Annotated in this window: 17 protein-coding genes; 5 read left to right on the top strand and 12 right to left on the bottom strand. The window is 73.4% G+C overall.

Features of this window, described 5'->3' with window-relative positions; genetic code table 11:
- Positions 1–150: 150 nt before the first annotated feature.
- Positions 151–1,143 carry a methyltransferase domain-containing protein gene (locus ACLJQZ_RS16995; RefSeq protein ID WP_410620949.1) on the top strand — a complete coding sequence of 331 codons (993 nt, stop codon included), beginning with the start codon at positions 151–153 and terminating at the stop codon, positions 1,141–1,143.
- The gene (locus tag ACLJQZ_RS16990) at positions 1,140–2,057 is read left to right on the top strand and encodes an alpha/beta hydrolase (protein ID WP_410620948.1); all 918 of its coding nucleotides are present in this window, start codon (positions 1,140–1,142) and stop codon (positions 2,055–2,057) included. The genes ACLJQZ_RS16995 and ACLJQZ_RS16990 overlap by 4 nt, the downstream gene beginning before the upstream one ends.
- A 48-nt stretch (positions 2,058–2,105) precedes the next feature.
- On the opposite strand, the gene ACLJQZ_RS16985 is transcribed toward ACLJQZ_RS16990, so the two are convergent.
- The 4 genes from ACLJQZ_RS16985 to ACLJQZ_RS16970 all read right to left on the bottom strand — a co-directional run bounded on the left by ACLJQZ_RS16985 (position 2,106) and on the right by ACLJQZ_RS16970 (position 6,990).
- Positions 2,106–2,693: a TetR family transcriptional regulator gene (locus ACLJQZ_RS16985; protein WP_410620947.1), complete on the bottom strand. Its 588-nt coding sequence runs from the start codon at positions 2,691–2,693 to the stop codon at positions 2,106–2,108.
- 66 nt (positions 2,694–2,759) lie between these two features.
- Positions 2,760–4,370: an amidohydrolase gene (locus tag ACLJQZ_RS16980; RefSeq protein ID WP_410620946.1), complete on the bottom strand. Its 1,611-nt coding sequence runs from the start codon at positions 4,368–4,370 to the stop codon at positions 2,760–2,762.
- Positions 4,371–4,373: 3 nt separating this feature from the next.
- The gene (locus tag ACLJQZ_RS16975; RefSeq protein ID WP_410620945.1) at positions 4,374–5,117 is read right to left on the bottom strand and encodes a MoaF C-terminal domain-containing protein; all 744 of its coding nucleotides are present in this window, start codon (positions 5,115–5,117) and stop codon (positions 4,374–4,376) included.
- A gap of 7 nt (positions 5,118–5,124) precedes the next feature.
- The gene (locus tag ACLJQZ_RS16970; protein ID WP_410620944.1) at positions 5,125–6,990 is read right to left on the bottom strand and encodes a primary-amine oxidase; all 1,866 of its coding nucleotides are present in this window, start codon (positions 6,988–6,990) and stop codon (positions 5,125–5,127) included.
- A 113-nt stretch (positions 6,991–7,103) separates the two neighbouring features.
- Between ACLJQZ_RS16970 and ACLJQZ_RS16965 the strand changes: the two genes are divergently transcribed.
- Positions 7,104–7,799 (top strand): SDR family NAD(P)-dependent oxidoreductase, encoded by a 696-nt coding sequence (locus ACLJQZ_RS16965; RefSeq protein WP_410620943.1) that lies wholly within the window; start codon positions 7,104–7,106, stop codon positions 7,797–7,799.
- A gap of 13 nt (positions 7,800–7,812) precedes the next feature.
- The gene (locus ACLJQZ_RS16960) at positions 7,813–8,604 is read left to right on the top strand and encodes an SDR family NAD(P)-dependent oxidoreductase (RefSeq protein WP_410620942.1); all 792 of its coding nucleotides are present in this window, start codon (positions 7,813–7,815) and stop codon (positions 8,602–8,604) included.
- Between the two features lie 62 nt (positions 8,605–8,666).
- On the opposite strand, the gene ACLJQZ_RS16955 is transcribed toward ACLJQZ_RS16960, so the two are convergent.
- The 8 genes from ACLJQZ_RS16955 to ACLJQZ_RS16920 all read right to left on the bottom strand — a co-directional run bounded on the left by ACLJQZ_RS16955 (position 8,667) and on the right by ACLJQZ_RS16920 (position 16,205).
- The gene (locus tag ACLJQZ_RS16955) at positions 8,667–9,359 is read right to left on the bottom strand and encodes an ABC transporter ATP-binding protein (RefSeq protein WP_410620941.1); all 693 of its coding nucleotides are present in this window, start codon (positions 9,357–9,359) and stop codon (positions 8,667–8,669) included.
- Complete coding sequence (locus ACLJQZ_RS16950) at positions 9,356–11,056, bottom strand: ATP-binding cassette domain-containing protein (RefSeq protein WP_410620940.1); 1,701 nt, start codon at positions 11,054–11,056, stop codon at positions 9,356–9,358. Before ACLJQZ_RS16950 ends, ACLJQZ_RS16955 begins: the two co-directional genes overlap by 4 nt.
- Positions 11,043–11,903, bottom strand: a complete 861-nt coding sequence (locus ACLJQZ_RS16945) for a branched-chain amino acid ABC transporter permease (protein ID WP_410620939.1) — start codon at positions 11,901–11,903, stop codon at positions 11,043–11,045. Before ACLJQZ_RS16945 ends, ACLJQZ_RS16950 begins: the two co-directional genes overlap by 14 nt.
- Before the next feature lie 85 nt (positions 11,904–11,988).
- Entirely contained in the window at positions 11,989–13,095 is a 1,107-nt protein-coding gene (locus tag ACLJQZ_RS16940) for an ABC transporter substrate-binding protein (RefSeq protein ID WP_410620938.1), read from the bottom strand.
- A complete protein-coding gene (locus ACLJQZ_RS16935; protein WP_410620937.1) occupies positions 13,092–13,487 on the bottom strand; it encodes a nuclear transport factor 2 family protein in 396 nt (131 codons plus the stop codon). Before ACLJQZ_RS16935 ends, ACLJQZ_RS16940 begins: the two co-directional genes overlap by 4 nt.
- Positions 13,488–13,498: 11 nt before the next feature.
- Positions 13,499–14,266, bottom strand: coding sequence for a MoaF C-terminal domain-containing protein (locus tag ACLJQZ_RS16930; RefSeq protein ID WP_410620936.1), 768 nt, complete (start codon positions 14,264–14,266; stop codon positions 13,499–13,501).
- A gap of 57 nt (positions 14,267–14,323) precedes the next feature.
- Positions 14,324–15,271 (bottom strand): helix-turn-helix domain-containing protein, encoded by a 948-nt coding sequence (locus ACLJQZ_RS16925; RefSeq protein WP_410620935.1) that lies wholly within the window; start codon positions 15,269–15,271, stop codon positions 14,324–14,326.
- Between the two features lie 82 nt (positions 15,272–15,353).
- On the bottom strand, positions 15,354–16,205 hold the full coding sequence (locus ACLJQZ_RS16920; protein WP_410620934.1) for a hypothetical protein: 852 nt from the start codon (positions 16,203–16,205) through the stop codon (positions 15,354–15,356).
- A gap of 114 nt (positions 16,206–16,319) precedes the next feature.
- On the opposite strand from ACLJQZ_RS16920, the gene ACLJQZ_RS16915 reads away from it, so the two are divergent.
- Positions 16,320–18,548, top strand: coding sequence for a helix-turn-helix domain-containing protein (locus ACLJQZ_RS16915; RefSeq protein ID WP_410620933.1), 2,229 nt, complete (start codon positions 16,320–16,322; stop codon positions 18,546–18,548).
- Positions 18,549–18,981 lie beyond the last annotated feature (433 nt).

Genomic DNA, 18,981 nt, shown 5'->3' with positions numbered 1-18,981 from the left:
ACACTCCCGTCATGCGCTGTCAATGATTTTATTCTACGAACGTAGGAAGTTGAAACACGACGGATTTCCCTTGCTGTGCGTGGGAAATCGGCGCTGGACTCTTTTATCTACGAATGTAGAGTGCACGGGTCGAACAGAAGGAGGGTCACCGTGACCGGGACGGAAACACCAGCCACGCCCCAGCGCATCGTGGACGTCGCCGTGGGCTACATGGCCGCCGGGCAGTTGTTCGCCGCCAACCGCATCGGCCTGTTCCGCGCACTCGCGCCCGGGCCGCTCGGCGCGGCGGAACTGGCGGAACGCACCGGCCGGCCGGAGAACATCACGCGCATCCTCGGTGACGCACTGTCGTCACTGGGCCTGCTGTCCCGGGTGGACGGCCGGTACGCGCTGACGCCGGACACCGCCGCCCACCTCGGCGGCACGGGGGAGGAACCGGACCTCGCGCCGTTCCTCACCTTCCTCGAAACCATCAGCTACCCCCACTGGCAGCAGTTCCCGCACACCGCCGACACCGGCGAACCCGGCGAACTCGACCTCACCGGCGACCGCTGGAACACCTTCATCGGCGGGGTCATGGTGTATAACGCCCTACACGCTCGGGCTCTGGCGCGGGCGTTCGACTTCGGGTCGGCCAAGCGGTTGCTGGACCTGGGCGGCCTGTCGGCCGCCTTCGCCCTGGAAGCCCTGCGGGCCAACGACGTCCTGCACACGACGTTCGTCTACGACCCGCGGTCGGTGCCGTCGGTGACCGAGGCGGTGGCGGAGTTCGCGGACCGGACACGGGTCGTGGGCGCGCCGACCCCGGAGGCCGAACCCGAAGGCGAGTACGACCTGATCATGGTGAACCACGTCCTGCACCGGTTCGGCGTCGAGGAGAACCGCGCGATCCTGCGGCACGCGCGGGCCGCGGCGGCACCGGGCGCGCGTCTGCTGCTGCTGGACTTCTTCCTGGACGACGACGCCGTGCCGCGGTCACTTGACGCGCTGCACGCGGGGGAGTACCTGGTCATCGACGGCACGGTCGTGTACCCCGAGGCCGACGTCCGGGGCTGGCTGGCGGAGGCGGGGTGGCGGCCGGTGGACCGGCTGACCCTGCCCGGGTCGCCGCGCGTCCTCGTCGCCGAGGCGGTGGCCCCGTGAGCCTCGACCCCGCGGTTCGGGAGCTGCTCGCCCTGGCCGCCGACGTGCCGGTGCCCGAACGGCCGCCGACGGCGGTGGAGCTGCGGGCCGCGTTCGCCGCGTCCCGGCCGGCGCCGGGTGCGCCGGCGCCGGTCGCGGCGGTGACCGAACGCCGGGTGGGCGACCTCCGCGTCCGGCTGTACCTGCCGGAGGCGGCGGGGCCGGTGCCGGTCTTCCTGTGGATCCACGGCGGTGGCTGGACGATCGGCTCGGTCGACGAGAACGAGGTCGCCTCACGCGCGGTGTGCGCCGGGGCGTCGGTCGCGGTGGCCGCCGTCGAGTACCGGCTGGCGCCGGAAGACCCCTACCCGGCCGCGCCCGAGGACTGCTACGCCGTGCTGGAGTGGCTGGCCGCGGGCGGCGCCGGTCCGGCGGTCTCACCGGAGCGGATCGCCGTCGGCGGCGAGAGTGCCGGCGGCAATCTGTCCACTGTGGTCTCGCTGATGGCCCGGGACCGGGGCGGGCCGGCGATTTCCGCGCAGGTGCTGATCTGCCCGGTGTTCGCCCACCCCGACGACGGCTTCGCCTCCTACGCGGACTTCGCGACGGGCTACGGCATGACGGCCGACGCGATGCGCTTCTTCTTCGCCCAGTACGCCCCGGACCCGGCGCGCCTGACCGACCCGTACCTGCTGCCGTCACGCTCGAAGGACCTCTCGGGCCTGCCGCCGGCGCTGGTCCTGACAGCGGAGTACGACGTCCTGCGCGACGAGGGCGAGGCCTTCGCCCGGCAGCTGACCGACGCGGGCGTGGCCGTCGACCTCACCCGCTACGCGGGCCAGATCCACGGCTTCTACGGCCTGTACACGGACCTGCCCGCGTCCCCGAGGTCCCACGCGGAGGTGGCGGCCTACCTCCGCGGCATCTTCACCTGAAGTCCGTGAATGGCACATCGAGGGACTCAGAGTCCCTCGATGTGCCATTCACGGCTTTGTTAGCCGGGCCAGGAACGACTCCAGGTGGCGGTGCTGCAGGGCGACCGTGGAGAACTCGCCCGCGACCAGGCTCATCACGTTCGCGCCCGCGTTGACCAGGATGACCTCGTCCACCAGCTGCTCGTCCGGCGTCTCGGTGACGATGTCGCCGTCCTCGCGGCCTTCGGCCAGGAAGCGGTGCAGGAGCCCGCGCCACTCGCGGACGTGCTCGAGGTACTTGTCGTGCATCCCCTGGTCCGACAGGGACATCTGCCAGAAGATCAGCAGCACGCGCCCGGCGGTGATGCGGGCTTCGTCGATCGGCATCGAGGACACGCACAGCTCGCGCAGCGCGGCCAGCCCGCGCAGGCCGTCGAGGGCCACGTACTCGCGCATCATGTCCAGCGCCCGCTCGTAGGTCGCCGCGATGATGTCTTCCTTGCCGGCGAAGTACAGCTTGAGCGCGCCGTTCGCGAAGCCGGCCGCCGCGGCGATCTCACGCATCGTGGCGGCCTCGATCCCGCCGCGCACGATCAGGTCCCAGGTGACGTCGACGATGTCCCTGCGCCGCTGGTCGTGGTCGATGATCTTGGGCACCCGGCACCTCCCGCACTGGTTTTCTCTACCAGTGTAGGAGAAACTACCTGGAAGCACCGGATCGGGTCAGCGCCGGAACACCCGCCGCCCCGCGAACCAGGTCTCGACGACCTGCGTGCCGGCCACGTCGGCCGTCCGGAACGGATCCCGGTCGAGGACCACGAAGTCGGCCGAGCGGCCCGGGGTCAGCGCCCCGGCGACGTCGTCGAGGCCGCACGCGCGGGCCCCGCCGAGGGTGAACACCTCGATCGCCTCGGCCAGGGTGATCGCCTGCTCCGGCCAGAGCGCGCCCGGCCGGCGACCGTGCGGGTCCTGGCGCGTGACCAGGCCCGCGATGCCCTCCCACGCGTTCGGCGACGCGCTGACCGGCCAGTCCGAGCCACCGGCCACGAGCGCGCCGCTGTCCAGCAGTGCGCGGTTCGGCTGCATCCGGGCCGCTCGGGACGCGGGCAGCACCCCGGCGATGGCCTCCGGGATCACGCCGGGCACCCAGAGGAACGGCGAGATGTCCGCCGCGACACCCAGTTCGGCGAACCGCGGCAGGTCGTCGGGGTGCACGAACTGGCCGTGCGCCACCTGGAACCGGACGTCGGTGTACCCCTCGGCGCGCAGCTTCGAGACGGCGTCGAGCAGCAGCCGGACCGACGCGTCGCCGGTGCAGTGCACCTTGGCCGACAGGCCCGCGGACGCCGCCGTGCGCAGCCAGCCCGTCAGCTCCCCGGCGGACATCGTCGTCTCGCCGTGGAAGCAGCCGCCGTGGACGTCGTCGGGCAGGTACGGCTCGAGGAACGCGGCCGTGCGGGTCGGCGGGACGCCGTCGAGGAAGATCTTCACGAAGTCGGGCCGGTGGTGCTCGGTCCGGTAGCGCCCGGCGACCTCCAGCAGCGGCGCGCCGACCGGGTCGAACCCGAAGATCGGGTCGTTGACCAGCAGTGACGACACCACCCAGGCGTCCAGCTCGCCCGCGTCGTCGAGGGACTTCAGCGCGCCGAGGATGTCGGTCGAGACGCCCGCGTCCTGGAACGCGGTGACGCCGAAGCCGTGCAGGATCTCGATCGCCCGCTGGGACGCCCGGCGGTGCTGCTGCGGCGTCAGGCCGCCGGCGACGTACTCGACGAGCACCCCCGCGGCTTCCAGCAGCAGGCCGCTCGGCTCGCCGCCGTCCCGGTGGATCACCCCGCCCGGCGGGTCCGGCGTCGCCGCGGTGATCCCGGCCAGCTCCAGGGCCCGGGTGCTGACGAAGCGGTTGTGGCGGCTGTCGTCGGCCAGCGCGACCGGGCGGCCGCCCGCGGCGTCGTCGAGCGCGCGCCGCGCCGAGGCGTGCGACAGGGTCTCGACCAGCGTCGACGCCCACGCGCCGCCGATCAGCCAGTCGTCCGGGCCGAGGTCACGCGCTCGCGCGCGGACGGCGTCGAGGATGTCCGCGAAACCCGCGTCCGCGCCGAAGGTGAGCTCGAACAGCTCGGCGCGGCCGGCCATCGCGTGGTGGTTGTGCACGTCCACCAGGCCGGGCAGGACGAACGCGCCGCCGAGGTCGAGCACCTCGGTCTTCGGCCCGCGCCCGACGTCTTCCAGCGCCAGGACCTTCCCGTCGGCGACGGCCAGCGAGGACGCCCACGGCCGTACCCGGTCCAGGGTGTACACGACGGCGTTGGTGAGGATCAGGTCGGCGGCCACGGCTCAGTGCTCCGCCGGGTCGAGGCCCGCGGGGTGCACGGTGGTGCTCAGCAGCCGCCCGTGCGCACCGAACGTGAAGCACGTCGTGTCCTCGCCGGTGTGGTCGAGTCCGAAGAGGACACCGTGGGAGCGCAGCGCGCGGGCGTTGCGGTGGTCGGCGATCGTCACCGACGCGCACGAGATCACCTTCTCGCGCCAGGCGAACACGTGGATCCCGGGCCGGACCTGGTACACGGAGTTCTCGTCGGTGTCGGCCAGCCCGCGCTCGGGCCCGGCCAGGCACTGCCAGGTGTACCAGTGCGGGCTGAGGTAGACGTGCTCGTAGGCGTGTTCTTCGCTGTACACCCACACCACACGGCGCCCGATCAGCGCGGTGCTCGGCGCCATCGCCTCGCCGCGCACCTCGGCGCCGTCGATCGTGGCGGGCCGGAACTCCTGGGTGACGCGCGGGGTGCCGGCGTCGCCGATCCGGGTGGTGACGACCAGGGCGCGGCCGTCGCGGACGTCGAGGATCAGGGACACGGCCTCGCGGGCGGCGCCGGGGTGGGGCTGGACGTAGTACAGGCCGTCGTCGACGAGGAACGTCTCGGCTTCGGTGCCGTCCCAGGTGAAGCCCGGCCCGCCGGCGTCGTCGCGCAGCACGAACCCGCGGCCGTGGAGGTCGCGGGTGAGCGGGGCCTTGTTCGCGTCGAAACCCGGCGCGAGGCCGTCGAGCGGCAGCCAGGTCGAGGTGTCGGAGAGCGTCATCGTGTCCTCAGTGTTCGCAGTGGTGGGCGCCGGCGGGCAGGTCGAGGGCCGGGTTGCGGTCGCAGAAGCCGTACGGCCGCACCAGGAACCCGGACTTGTCGACCGGCATCACCGGCCAGTCCTCGGGGCGCGGCACGTGGGTCGGGCCGAACACGTGCCACAGCACGAGATCGGTGTCGGTCAGGTCGCGGTTCGCGGCGGTCCAGGCGGGCAGGCCCGCGCCGCCGGGGTGGGCGTTGGGCCGCTCGCCCGCCGGGAACCGCTCGTCGTCGCGGTACGGCGTCGCCCACAGGTGCTTCGTCGCGAAGGTCGCCCGGGCGTGCACGGACGCCTCGGGCTGTGCCAGCAGCGTCGCCGACGGCCGCGGCACGAGCTGGTAGGCCGTCGGCTTCCCGAGCCGGTTGACGCGGTCGGCGCTGCGGATCTCCCAGACGCGGGCGCGAGCGGGATCGGCCAGGCGCATCGCGTCGTGTTCGGTGCGCAGCGGCGTGCTGCGCCAGGTGAACGCGTTGCCGTACGGGTTTTCGGGGCCGGTCGGCACCCCCACGACGTCGACCTCGTGCAGGCTGTTGCGGTCGCCGTCGACCTCGACGTCCAGCCGGGCGCAGAACAGGTGCTGGTGCACCGGCGCGAAGAGGCCGGGCGCGATCTCGGTCGCGTGCGGCTGCTCCCGCCCCGGGGTGCCGGCGCCGCAGAAGACGACGCCGGTGGCCTTCGCCTCGAACTCGATGGTGCCGTCGAGGTAGAGGTACCAGTAGTGGCCGTAGTCGTAGTTGCCGATCGTCGAGATCGACGAGACGACCAGCCGCCGCGAGCGGCGCACTTCCGGGTGCCCGCCGAGGTCGGTGTGCTTCCAGAGGATCCCGTCGTCCTCTTCGTGCAGGCAGATCGCCCGCGGGATCTCGACCGGCTCGCCGTGGTCGTCGGCGACCCAGGCCGGGAAGTAGTGGATGACGCCCAGGCAGTCGCAGCCGAGCCGCAGGTCGTTGCCGTTCTTGCCGAACTGGTACTCACCGGCGTCGAAGTAGCTGATCCAGAACCGGCCGGGCGCGACGTCGCCGTAGGGCACCACCATCTCGGGGACCGAGGCCCGGTACAGGACCGGCCGGTCCTGGAAGCCCACCTGGTGCAACGTCAGGCCTTCGCGGGTGTTGAAGCCGACGCGCAGCCGCCAGCCCTCCCAGACCACCTCGGTGCCGTCGACCGTGAAACTGGGTCCCTCGGGCTGGGTGATCTCGATCGGCTTCAGCGACGTCCGCGCCGGGACGTCGCTGTAGCGGCCGTGCTCCGGTGGGACGGGGACGTCGCCCTCGTCCTCGACGCGCAGGACCCGCCGCTTCGTGAGGTCGAGGTGCACGACCAGCCCCTCGACAGGCCGCGCCCACGGGCTGTCGCCGTCGTCGTAGCGGAGGAAGGTCAGCGAGCGGATCACGCGCCCCGTTTCGTCGGCGCGGCCGAAGTGGCCGGGCGCCAGCGGTGCGCAGAAGGCGTGCTCGACGTGGTCGGCGAGGCCGCGCCGGGCCATCGCGGCCCGCCAGCCGTCGGACGCCTTCGTCAGCTGCTCGGCGAGGGCGTACTCCTCGAACAGATACGACGGCTGCCCGTCGGCCTCGGCCCAGTCGTCCCAGGAGACGAGCTCGTGCGCGCTCACCGAGACGACGGCTTCCCCGGCCCGGCCGGTGGCGGTGTCGAGCAACGTGTAGCGGATGCGCCGGTCGCCGGTGCCGGCGCGGACGTCCGCCTTGGCGGGTTCGACCGGCAGCACCTGCGGGAAGCGGATCGTCTCCCCGGTGAGTCCGGCGCCGGCGAGGATCGCGCGGCCGGCGGACAGTTCGGCGGCGGTCAGCGGGTCGAGGGGGTGCGGGGTGCTCACCCCGGTCAGTCTCGGCCCGCGCGGCGTCGTCCGCGACCGCGCGTGCGGGCGCGGACAACAGAACTGCGCTCTCGGCCAACCGCCCGGCGGGCGCCCGCGGTGAGGATGGGCGCATGCGAACCGATCTTGCCGGGAAGGCGGTCGTGGTGACCGGCGGGGCGTCCGGCATCGGGCTGGCCTGCGTGCGGGCGTTCCGCGCCGAAGGCGCCCGGGTGGCGGTCGTCGACCGGGCACCCGGCGCCGACGTCCGGGCCGACGTCACCGACGAAGCGGCCCTGGCCGCGGCGGTGGCGACCGTCGCCCGCGGGTTCGGCGGCCTCGACGTCGTCGTCGGCTGCGCCGGGATCTCCGGCCCGGTCGGCACCCCGCTGGCCGCCATCACCGCCGCCGACGTCGCCGCGGTGCTCGCCGTCAACGTCACCGGGCAGTTCCTGCTGGTCAAGCACGCGCGGCCGTGGCTGGCCGACGGCGGCGCCGTGGTGCTGCTCGGCAGCGACTCCGCCTTCACGGCCGCGCCGGGCATGGTGCCCTACTGCGCGTCCAAGGGTGCGGTCGTGGCGCTGACCCGGGCCCTGGCGGTCGAGCTGCCGGGCATCCGGGTCAACTGCGTGTGCCCGTCGGTCGTGGACACGCCGATGGCGCGCGCGGACCTAGGCGACGTGCTCGACGACCCGGCGTTCCCGGTGCAGGCCGCCGCCGACGTCGCCCGGCAGGTGCTGTTCCTCGCGTCCCCGGCTTCGCGGCCGGTCAACGGCCAGGCCCTGCTCGCCGACTTCGGCCTGTCGGCCCGTTCGGCGTTCCCCGCCTAAGAAAGGATCCACAGTGGACTCAGTTGTCGCCATCACCGGCGGAGGCACCGGCATCGGCGCCGCGGCCGCCCGCCGCTACGCGAGCGAAGGCGCCCGGGTCGTCGTGCTGGGCCGGCGTCGCGAACCCCTGGACGAGATCGCCGTCGAGATCGGTGCGCACGTCATCACCTGCGACGCCAGTTCCCGCACGGACGCCGAAAACGCCATCGCCGAGATCACCGGCCGGTTCGGCCGGCTGGACGTCGTCGTCGCCAACGCCGGCGGGCACGGCCTTTCGTCGGTCACCGACACCGGCGACGAGGAGTGGGAGCTCGCGCTGCGGTCGAACCTGTCGAGCGCGTTCGTGTTCTGCCGGGCCGCGCTGCCGTCGCTGGTCGAGACGGGCGGCCAGGTCGTCGTCGTGTCGTCGCTGGCCGGGCTGTTCGCCGGGCCGAACGTCGCCGGCTACACCGTCGCCAAGCACGCGCTGATCGGCCTGACCCGCTCGATCGCCCGCGACTTCGGCCCCCGCGGCGTCCGCGCGAACGTCGTCTGCCCCGGCTGGGTCCGCACCCCGATGGCCGACGGCGAGATGGACCAGTTCGCCGCGGCGGCCGGCTTCGAGGGTGGCCACGACGAGGGCTACCGCCGCGTGACGGCCGAGGTCCCGCTGCGCCGCCCGGCCGAGCCGTCGGAGATCGCGTCGATCATCCGGTTCCTGGGCTCGCCGGAGTCGTCGTACATCACGGGCGCGGTCCTGGTCGCCGACGGCGGCGCCCACTGCGTCGACCTCCCGACGCTGGCCTTCGAACGCGCCGGCATGTGACGCGTAAAGCCGTGAAGGCCTCCTTACCGGCCATAAGAGCCGGGAAGGAGGCCTTCACGGCTTTACGAGCCCAGGTAGGCGGTGTGCAGGGTGGTGGGGGAGTCCAGGAGGGGCTGGGCGTCGCCCGAGTAGGTGACGCGGCCTGAGGAGACCACCAGGGCCTCTTGGGCGACGCCCAGCGCTAGGTGGGTGAACTGTTCTACCAGCAGGATCGCCGCGCCCTCGGCCGCGAAGCGCGTCACCACCGGCAGCAGGCGGGTGAAGACCACCGGTGCCAGGCCCAGCGACATCTCGTCGATGAGCAGGAACGCCGGGCGCGCCGCGAACGCGCGAGCCAGCACCACCATCTGCTGCTCGCCGCCGGACAGCAGCGCCGCGGGGGAGTCGCGGCGCTTGTCCAGCTCCGGGAACAGCTCCAGAACCTCGTCGACGCGGGCCGCGGTGCGGGCGGTCAGCCGGAGGTTCTCCAGCACCGTCAGGCCCGGGAACACCGCGCGGCCCTGCTCGATGTGCGCCAGCCCGAGCCGCGCCCGCGCCACCCGCGAATGCCGGGTCACGTTCACCCCGCCGAGGTGGACGCTCCCCGCGGCCGGCGCGACCACGCCCGAGACGGCTTCGAGGAGGCTGGTCTTCCCGGCGCCGTTCGGCCCGACCAGCGCCGTGATCCGGCCCGGCTCGAGGACGAGGTCGACGTCCCGGATCACCGGCCCGGCGCCCCGCCGGACCGTCAGGCCGTGCACCCGCAACGCGTTCACAGCAGCTCCGTTTCGCCCATGTACGCCTTCAGCACGGCCGGGTCGGCCAGCACGTCCGCCTGCGGCCCGCTCGCCAGCACCTGCCCGAAGTCGAGCACGGTCAAGCTGTCGCACACCGACCGCACGAGGTCCAGGTCGTGCTCGATGAGCAGCACCGACACCCCGAACCGCGCGGGCACCTGACGCAGCCGACGCCCGAACGCGACGTGCTCCTCGTGCGGCAGGCCGGCCGCCGGCTCGTCGAGCAGCAGCACCCGCGGCCGAGCCAGCAGGTGCCCGGCGACCTCGACGAGCCGCCGCGCGCCGGCGTCCACCCGCGACAACGGCGTGCGCGCGGGCGGGCAGCCGAAGAACTCCAGCGCGTCGGCGACCTCGGCGGCCGTGATCCGCCGCCGGGCGACGAACCGCACGTACGCGCCGACCGTCAGCCCGGGCGGGACGCGGTCCTGCTGGAACGTCCGCCGCAGCCCGGCGCGGGCCCGGCGCGCAGGGGAACCGGTCAGCGGCCGGCCGTCGAGCGTCACGGTCCCGGTCGCGCGCGGCAGGAACCCGCTGATGACGTCCACGAGCGTCGACTTCCCGGCGCCGTTCGGCCCGATCACGCCCAGCACGCCATGTTCCGGCACCGAGATGTCCACATCGGACAGTGCGCGTACGTGTCCGAAAGAGACACTCAGGCCGCGCACCTCCAGCACCGGGTCCCCGGGTGGCAGCGGTGCGACGTCGGCGACGTCGGTGAGGCCGACCCCGGCCGTGGTGCGGGACCGGCGGCGGTACCAGAGGGTGCGCCAGGCCGTGCCGAGGTTGCCGCGCCCGGCCAGGGCCTGCACGCCGAGCACGCCGAAGATCACGAACCCCCAGTCCTGCGGCACGCCCCAGCGCTTCAGCAGCTCCGGCACGGCTACCCAGAGCAGCGCGCCGAACACCGCCATGTCGATCAGGTGCGCGCCGGACATGATGGCCAGCACGTAGAGCGCGAGCGACTGGATCGCGGTGAAGCTGGCCGGGAACGCCAGCCCGACCTGCCCGGTGAGCAGGCCGCCGCTGATCCCGCCGAGGGCGGCGCTGACCGCGAACGCCGTCAGCTTCGACGTCCGCACCCCGGCGCCGACCGCCGCCGTGCCGCGCTCGGAGAAAGCCACCAGGTGCCAGCTGCTGCCCCAGCGCCCGCGGCGCAGGAAGTGCACGACCAGCCCGCAGGCGACGAGCACCAGCACCGCGAACAGGAAGTACGAGCGGTCGTCGGCGAACGCGTCGGGCCGCTCGACCGGCAGGCCTTCGGTGGCGCCGGGGAACTGGATCTGCACCAGCGTCAGGTCGGCGGCCGCGGCCAGCCCGAGGGTGACGACGGCGAGCGTGATGCCGCGCAGCCGCAACGCGGGCAGCCCGACGAGCACCCCGGCCACCGCGGCGGCCAGTCCGCCCAGCAGCAGCCACACCACGAAGCCGCCCGGCACCCCGGCGACGTTGCAGGCCGACACGACGAATGCCCCGACCGCGCCGAAGGTCAGCTGGCACAGGGAGATCATCCCGGCGGTGCCGGTCACCACGCCCAGGCCGAGCAGCGCGATGGCCGCGACCACGGCGCTGACGCCGAGGTAGACGAAGTACCCAGCGAGCCCGACGCTCAGCGCGTACCCGACGCCGACGGCGGCGGCCGCGACGAGCAGCGGCAGGAGCCGTTCAGCGAGCCGCATCCCACACCTCCTTGCGCTGCGTCCACAGCAGCAGCGCGACGATGACCAGGAACGGGAGGAAGTACCGCAGCACCGACAGCCGGTCGGACTGGGCGACCGCGCCCTGGGCCATGCCCAGCACCAGGCCGCCCGCCACGGCCAGGTCGAGCCGCCGGAAGCCGCCGAGCAACGCCGCCGCGGCCGCCGGGACTACCAGCATCGCCAGCGACGTCGGGTCGTTCGACTGCGACGGCGCGACGATCGACACCGCGAGCGTCGCGATCACCCCGGTCGCCGTCCAGACGCCGACCGCCAGCGGGCGGGCCGGGATGCCCAGCAGCTCCGCCGTCGTCGGGCGTTCCGACAGCGCCCGCAGCCGGACGCCCAGCGTGGTGCGCGCCAGCACCGCGCGGCAGGCGAGCGCCACGATGATCGCCAGCGCGACGGTCACCACGGTGACCTGGCTGACCACCACCCCGCCGACGGTGAACGCCGGGCCGGCCAGCAGCGGGTGGAACGGCTGCGGCTTGTTCCCGAACAGGATGAACACCAGCGAGATCAGCAGCAGGAGCACCGCGACCGTGACCGCCGAGCGCGTCCCGGTGTCGGCTTCGGCGAGCCAGGTGGACACGATCCAGCCGAGCATCGCGCTCAGCGCGCCACCGAGCACGATCCCGGCGAGCGTCGCCACCCACTCCGGGAGTCCTAAGTGGACCGCGAGGAAGACGGCGACGTAGCAGCCGAACATCCCGGTGGCGGACTGCGCGAAGTTGACCACTCGCACCAGCCGCGACATCAACGTCAGGCAGACCGCGAGCACCGCGTACAGCCCGCCCGCGGCCAGCCCGGCCAGCGCACCTTGCAGCATCGACATCCTCCTACGAGCGAGGGATCCGGAGCCAGTCCTGCCCGGCCAGCTCCCACTTGTTCGTGCCGGTGGCGAGCTTGATCGGCTAGCCGGCGGTGTTGTCGTGGTGCGTCGCGGCCGGGCCGAAGACGTACGGCGTGCCGACCATCGGGTCGCTGACCGGCTTCATCCCGCGCAGCGCCTTCGTCACCGACTCGCGGGTGACGTCCCCCTGGATCCCGCGGACGACGTCGAGGAAGTACTTCGCCGCCAGGTAACCGCCCTGGCTGAACGACGTCAGCGGGATCTTGTTCTTCGTCATCAGGTCGCGCCAGTCCCTGGTCTGCGGGCTGCCGGCGTCGGTGAACGGGTAGAACTCGGCGGGCACGTACACCCCGGCGCCCGCGTCCGAGATCGCCTTGGCGTAGTTCTCGCTGTACACGCTGGTCAGCAGCAGCCACGTGACGTCGTTCCAGCCCTGCGCCTGCGCGGCCTTGAGCTGGCCGATCGAGTCGGGCTCGACCGGGTTGACCGTGATGGCCTTGCAGCCCGCCGCCCGCGCCTTGACGACGTAGGAGGTGTAGTCCGAGCCGCCGTAGGGCACGGTCGCGTCGAGGTACTTCAGCTTCTTGCCGGTGATCTTCGTCCACTCGTCGATCGCGGCCTGGTACGCCGGGAGCGTGTTGCCCGCGATCTCCAGCAGTGCGCAGATGTCGTTCAGCTTCAGCACTTCCGAGCCGTAGAGCAGGGTGAGCGTCATGTCGTGGAACGGGCCGACGTTGACCGGCGCGATGTTGGGGCTCGAGAAGCACGCCGGGTCGACGCCGATGCCCTGCACCGAAAGGATCTTCTGCTGCTCGTAGTACTTCGCGTTGATCTCGCACTCGATGAGGCTCGACGACCCGACGAGCGCGACGGCCTCGTCCCCGCCGACCACCTCGCGGGCGGCGGCCGCGGCGGCCGACGGGTCGCCCTTGTCGTCGATCGCCTTGTACTCGATCTGCCTCCCGTTAACACCACCGACGCCGCCGGCCGCGTTGGCCGCGTCGAACACGGCCTTCGCGGCCTGGGAGGCCTCCGGGAAGGTGGCCGCGCCGCTCAGCGCGTTGACCGAGCCGACGACGATCGGCCCGTTCGTACCGGACTCGGCGCCGGCGCACCCGGCGGTGGCCAGCACCACGGCGATCGCCAAGGCGGGCAGGGTCTTTCTCATGAGTGCTCCCGGGTTGCGGCCACGACGGGCGCGGAGTCGACGATCTGCTCGAAACTCGCGACGGCACCCGCGGCGAACCGCCACACGTGGGCGACGCGGGCGGTGAAGGACTTCCCGGTGCCGCGGTGGGTCCCGGTGTAGGTGCCGACGCCGACCACGGTGTCGCCCGCGTCGAGGAGGTCGGCGAGGGTGAAGCGGTAGCCGTCCCAGTCGCGGCCGATGGCCTCGAAGACGTGCTGCTGGACTTCGTCAGGGCCGGTGTACGTTCCGGCGTAGGGGAAACCGGCGGCCTCCGTCCACGTCGTGTCGGGGCCGAGCGGGGCCAGCATGCCGGGCAGGTCGCCGCGGTCGCTGGCGTCGTAGTGCGCGCGGATGACGTCCACATGGGACACGAGAAGCTCCTTCAGACGGGCTGGGCGTCGGGGTAGGCGACCGAGCCGAGCGGGTAGACGTGGCCGCCGGCGCGGGAGTGCTCGGACCGGCCGTCGCCGGTGAGACCGAGGAACACGCCGGTGGTGCGCAATGCGTAACCGAGGTCGTGCAGCCACACGCTCGCCACGGCGATCCGGAACTCGCGGAAGCAGAACAGGTACAGGCCGTCCTGGAACTTCCACACCGTCGACAGGTCCATGTCGCCGTGGCCGCGCTGCACGCCTTCGAGGCACTGCCAGGCGTAACGCTCCGACGAGACGTAGACGTGCTCGTAGAGGTGATCGGGGCTGTAGCGGTAGAGGTTGCGCTTGCCGATCAGGTCCCGCGACGGCCCGGGTACGGCGCCGGACGGCTCGCCGCCGCCGGTCGTCCCGGCCCGGAAGCTCTGGGACACCCGGGGAACGCCGTCGACGTCCTCCGCGCCGATCACCGAACGGACGGCGAACGCGCGGTGGGTCGACGTCGAATAGACGACCGTCAGCGCCTCGCCTTCGACGCTGGTCAGCGGGAGGTTGACGAAGTACACGTCGTCGCGGACGGCCACCGCGTCGTAGGGATCCTGGACGCCGTTGCAGAGGACGTGGTCCGCGTCCTCGAAACTCAGCGCCAGCTCGGCGCCGTCGTCGAGGGTGATCGTGACCGAGCGGCCGGTGAGGTCGGCGTTCGGCAGGCGGTAGGTGGCGATCCCGGCGGCGAACTCGTCGTAGGTGCGCCAGCCGTCGGTGGGGGCTTCGGGCATGGGCTCATCGTCGAGCGGCGCCCGGCGGCGAGCGAGCGGTCACGCGCTGGGGGGCAACTACCGGTCGCTGACGGTCAACTCGCGGCGCAGCTCGCTCGGCGCGCGCCCGAACGCCGTCTTGAACACCCGGCTGAAGTGCGCGGCGTCGACGAACCCCCAGCGCGACGCGATGGCCGCGACCGGGCGGCCGGCGTGCACCGGGTCGAGCAGGTCACGGCGGCAGTGCTCCAGGCGCCGGGTGCGGATCCAGCCGGCGACCGTGGTGCCCTGCTCCTGGAACAGCCCGTGCAGGTGCCGCGTCGAGATGAAGTGCTCGGCGGCGATCCGCGCCGGGTTCAGCTCGGGGGAGTGCAGGTTCGCGTCGATGTGCGCGCGGATCCGGCGCATCAGCTCGTGGTGCGGGTCGGCGCCCGCGTGCGCGAGGTCGAGCTCGGTGGCGACCATCGTGCTCAGCAGGTCGACGGCGCTGTGCGCCAGCCGCGCGCCCGCCGGTCCGGCCAGCTGCTCGAGGTTGCTGCCGAGCTGGGCGAGGAACGGCACCACGACGTTGCCGACGCCCTCCTTGCCGGACATCCGCACCGCCGTCAGCCGGCCGACGAGCTCGGCGGGCAGGTCGATGAGCCGCTGCGGGAACATCACCACCAGGGTGCGGAAGTCCTCGGCGAACTCCAGCGAATACGGCCGGTGCGTGTCGTAGAGCGCGACGTCGCCGGGCCGCAGGACGGCCTGCCGGTCGTCCTGCACCAGCAGCCCGGTGCCGGCCAGGATCAGGCTCAGCTTGTAGTACCGGCGTTCGCCGCGCGCGATCAGCTCCGGCGTGCGCTGGACGACGTGCGGCGACGCCGAGATCTCCGAGACCTGCACCTCGTCGGCCGTCGACGAGCGGATTCGGCCGCGGAAGGCCTCCCCGGCACCGGCGGTGACGTGCAGCGGCACGAAGGACTGCGTGACGGCGGCGCGGAACTCGGTGAAGTCCCGGGCGATCAGGGTCGTGGGGGCGGGCACGGGTCACCTCGCAGCATCGGGAGTGTCGTATACGATAAGCGATACGATCTTGCCCGGCAATGCTCCCGCGGTACCGTTCCGGTTACGCTGAGTGGTGCCAGTAGTCCCGCTCGGGCAGCACGAGCCAGGTGTCGGGCGGCCCGGTGATCGCCCGCGCGTCGATCGGCCGCAGCCCGGCGTACGCGCAGGCGTAGGCCGCCGCGTTTCCCGGGTACAGATAGGAAAGCAGTACCTCCACCGCCGAGGAATCGACGTACGGCGCGCCGCCGGGGTGCAGGTCCGACCCGTCGGTGACGCCGTCGCGGACGATGCACCCCTGGTTGCCGCTCTTCGGGTTCGCATAGACGCCGTAACAGACCGTGCCCGCCGACAGGAGCCCGGTGACGGCCGGGGTCTGCGGCAGGTAGCCCCACGGCTGGGTGACGACGCAGCCGCCGGGCACATCGGTGACCCCGACGATCTGATCGGTGCCCTCGGGCGCCCACGGATCCGCGGACAGCGCCCGGCCGACCGCGGGATCGGCGGGGACGGCGTCGAGCCGTCGCGCCGCTTCCGCCGCGTCGATACCCGCGACAGCGGCGAGGCCGGTGCCTTCGAGCAGGCAGCCCTGCAGCGCGGCGCCGAGACCGGGTGCCGCCGCCACGATGACGGCCTCGGCGTCGCTGAGCACGACCCCGCCGGGTGGGGCGCCGAACAGGTCCGGGGTGGGCCCGGCCAGCGCGAGCCGCCCGGGCGGCCAGCCGGCCGGGTCCGGCCGCCACGGATCCGCGCCCGCTCCGGCCAGCACGCGGGCGTTCTCCGGCCGGCGGGCGTGCACCGCCCACCACAGCGCGGTGTGGCCCCCCGTTTCGACGTCGACGTCGGCGGCCTGGCGCGCCAGCTCCGCCACCTGCTCCGGCGTGCCGCGTTCGGCGGCGTCCTGCAGCGCGGTCATCGGTTCCCCCTCGAATTCGGTTCGCGGCGACCGTAGCGGGCGGCACCGACGATTTCGACGGGTAGCGCGGCACGGAGTCCGCGTGTGATGCTCGGTGCCGGAGGGGGAGGGGAGATGGACTCGTTCGGGGCGCGGTTGCGCCGTCTTCGGCGCGCCCTGGGGCTGACCCAGGAGGCGCTGGCCGAGAAGTCGGGCCTCAGCGGGCAGGCCGTCGGCGCGCTCGAACGCGGGGACCGGCGGTTCCCGCAGCGTGCCACCCTCGACCGGCTCGCCGACGCCCTCGACCTCGACGGCGACGCGCGGGACGCCTTCGTCGCGGCCGCCGCCCGGCCCGGGACGCCCAAGCCGGAACCGGGCGTCGTCCCGCGTGAGCTGCCGGGCGAGATCGCCGCGTTCACCGGGCGGGAAGCGGAGATCGAGCGCGTCCTGGCCTGCTTCGGCGAGGACCGGCCGGGGGGCGTGGTCGCCATCGCCGGGATGGCCGGGATCGGGAAGACGGCGCTGGCCCTGCACGCCGGGCACCGGCTCGCGCGGCGCTTCCCCGACGGCTCCCTGCACCTGGACCTGCGCGGGCACGCGGCCGACCCGCCGGACCCGCTCGACCTGGTCGACCGCGTGATCCGGGAGCTCGGCGGCGAGTCGCCGACGCCGCTCGCGCTCGACACCGCGGCGGCGCGGTTGCGCTCGCTGCTCGCCGCGAAACGCGTGCTGCTCCTGCTCGACAACGCCCGGGACGCCGCGCACGTCGCGCCGCTGCTGCCCGGGGGCGGCGGCTCGGGGGCGATCGTCACCAGCCGCGCCGCGCTGCCCGACCTGCCGCAGGCGCACCAGGTCCTGCTCGACGTGCTGCCCGAGGCCGACGCGCTGCGGCTGCTGGCCGCGGAGATCGGCGCCGAGCGGGTCGCGGCCGAACCCGCGGCGGCGCGCGCGGTCGCCCGGCTGTGCGGGTACCTGCCGCTGGCCCTGCACCTCGCCGGGGCCCGGCTCGCGACCCGCCCGAACTGGCCCGTCGCCCACCTCGCGCACCGGCTCGACGACGAGCGCCGCCGCCTCGACGAAACCGGCGTCCGGACGAGCTTCGAGCTCGCGTTCGGCCGGCTGGAAGCCGGTGACCCGGCCGCCGCCCGCGCGTACCCGCTGCTGTCGCTGCTCGACGTCCCGGAGCTGTCGGTGGCCGTCGCGAGCCGGCTGCTCGACGCGCCCGAACGCGAGACCGAGGAACTGCTGGAACGCCTCGCCGACGAGCACCTGCTGGCCACGCCCGCGCCCGGCTGGTACCGGCTGCACGACCTGCTCCGGCTCTACGCCCGCGAACACGCCGAGCGGCTGACCACGGCCGAGCGGGCCGGCGCGATCACCCGGGTCGTCGAGCTGTGCGCGGCGATGGCCTGGCGGAGCATGGCGCTGGTCGCGGCGGCCTCACAGCGACACGACTGGGCCGCGGGCCGCTGGTCGGTCGAGCCGGCACCGGCGTCCACGGAAGAGGTGTTCGGCTGGCTCGACGCCCACCAGCCGCACCTGGTCACCGTCGTGCGGCAGGCCGCCGCGACGCCGGGGGTGCCCGCCGAGTCGATCGCCGCGATCGGGCTCGGCCTGTTCGAGTACCACCGGGCGCGGGCGCGGTGGCGCGACACCGTCCGCGTCGACGAGCTGGCCCTGGAGCTGGTCGAAGGCGTCGACCGGGTGGCCGCCGCGACGCTGCGCAACGACCTCGGCGTCGCCGAGGCCGAGCTGGTCCACGGCGGCGAGGCGCCGGACTTCCGGCGGGCCCACGCGCACATGCGCCGCAGCCTCGCGGACTGGGAGGCGATCGGGGACCCGCGCCAGCTCGCGAGCAGCCTCAACAACCTCTGCTTCGTGTTCGGCCTCGGCGACGACCTGGACGCGGCCATCGAGTTCGGGGAGCGCGGCCTGAAGCTCAACCGGTCGCTGGGCCTGCGGCACGTCGAGACGCTGAACCTGGTCAACCTCGGCATCCTGTACGGGCGCCGGGGCGACCGGGAGCGGGAGCTGGCCTACGCGACCGACGCGGTGGCCGTCGCCGGCGACACCGGTGACGTGCGGGGCATGGCCTACGGCTGCATGCGGGCCGGCATCGTGCACCGCGAGGCGGGCCGGCCCGCCGAGGCCCTCGGGGAACTCCGCCGCAGCGCCGGGCTCTGGCGCGTCGCGGGTGTCCGGCTGTACGAGGCGATGGCGCTCGCCGAGCTGGGCCGCGCGCACCGGGAGGCGGGGGACCGCGAGCAGGCGCGGGAAGTGCTCACGGAGGCGCTGGCGATGATGCGGGAGTACGGGGGCGAGGAGCGCGCCGAAGCGGTCCGAGCGGACCTGGAACGGCTGTAGCACCGGGCCAGGCGACGAGCCCGGCGGTCAGGAACGGCCGCGGCCGGTGCACGGCGTGGCAGGCGACGACGGCCGCGTCCCCGGTGGCGCAGGTCAGCAGGATCGTGTCGCGGACGCGCTGCACGTACAGCAGCCGCGTCTGCGGCGGCGCGGCGGCGGCCGCGGTTCCGGGCACGCCGGCGAGCGCGGTGGCCGCGAGCAGTGCGGCCGAAAGGAGCCTCCAGGCGGTCGTCACCGATGCCTTCCTCGTCCGGGACTTTCACGGCACGCCGATCTTCGCGGCGGGCCGCCGGACGCGACAGCGACAACCTCTACAAAGCACCTCTACAACTGTGGTTCGCCCCCGAGCACCCGCAGCCGGCCGGGCGGCGCCGCCGACCCTCCACAGTGGACGTGCAGGGTGTCCACAATAGACTCGCGTACCTGTGCGCGA

The organism is Amycolatopsis sp. cmx-8-4 (assembly GCF_046548675.1).
Taxonomy (GTDB): domain Bacteria; phylum Actinomycetota; class Actinomycetes; order Mycobacteriales; family Pseudonocardiaceae; genus Amycolatopsis.
Note: the sequence above shows the minus strand (reverse complement) of the source record. Positions and strands in the feature narration are given on the sequence as shown.

Excerpts from the sequence above, each read along its gene's own strand:
- ACLJQZ_RS16975 (WP_410620945.1), bottom strand. The coding sequence starts at position 5,117 with ATGACGCTCTCCGACACCTCGACCTGGCTGCCGCTCGACGGCCTCGCG.
- ACLJQZ_RS16920 (WP_410620934.1), bottom strand. The coding sequence starts at position 16,205 with ATGACCGCGCTGCAGGACGCCGCCGAACGCGGCACGCCGGAGCAGGTG.
- ACLJQZ_RS16915 (WP_410620933.1), top strand. The coding sequence starts at position 16,320 with ATGGACTCGTTCGGGGCGCGGTTGCGCCGTCTTCGGCGCGCCCTGGGG.
- ACLJQZ_RS16945 (WP_410620939.1), bottom strand. The coding sequence starts at position 11,903 with ATGCTGCAAGGTGCGCTGGCCGGGCTGGCCGCGGGCGGGCTGTACGCG.
- ACLJQZ_RS16940 (WP_410620938.1), bottom strand. The coding sequence starts at position 13,095 with ATGAGAAAGACCCTGCCCGCCTTGGCGATCGCCGTGGTGCTGGCCACC.
- ACLJQZ_RS16950 (WP_410620940.1), bottom strand. The coding sequence starts at position 11,056 with ATGCGGCTCGCTGAACGGCTCCTGCCGCTGCTCGTCGCGGCCGCCGCC.
- ACLJQZ_RS16965 (WP_410620943.1), top strand. The coding sequence starts at position 7,104 with ATGCGAACCGATCTTGCCGGGAAGGCGGTCGTGGTGACCGGCGGGGCG.
- ACLJQZ_RS16930 (WP_410620936.1), bottom strand. The coding sequence starts at position 14,266 with ATGCCCGAAGCCCCCACCGACGGCTGGCGCACCTACGACGAGTTCGCC.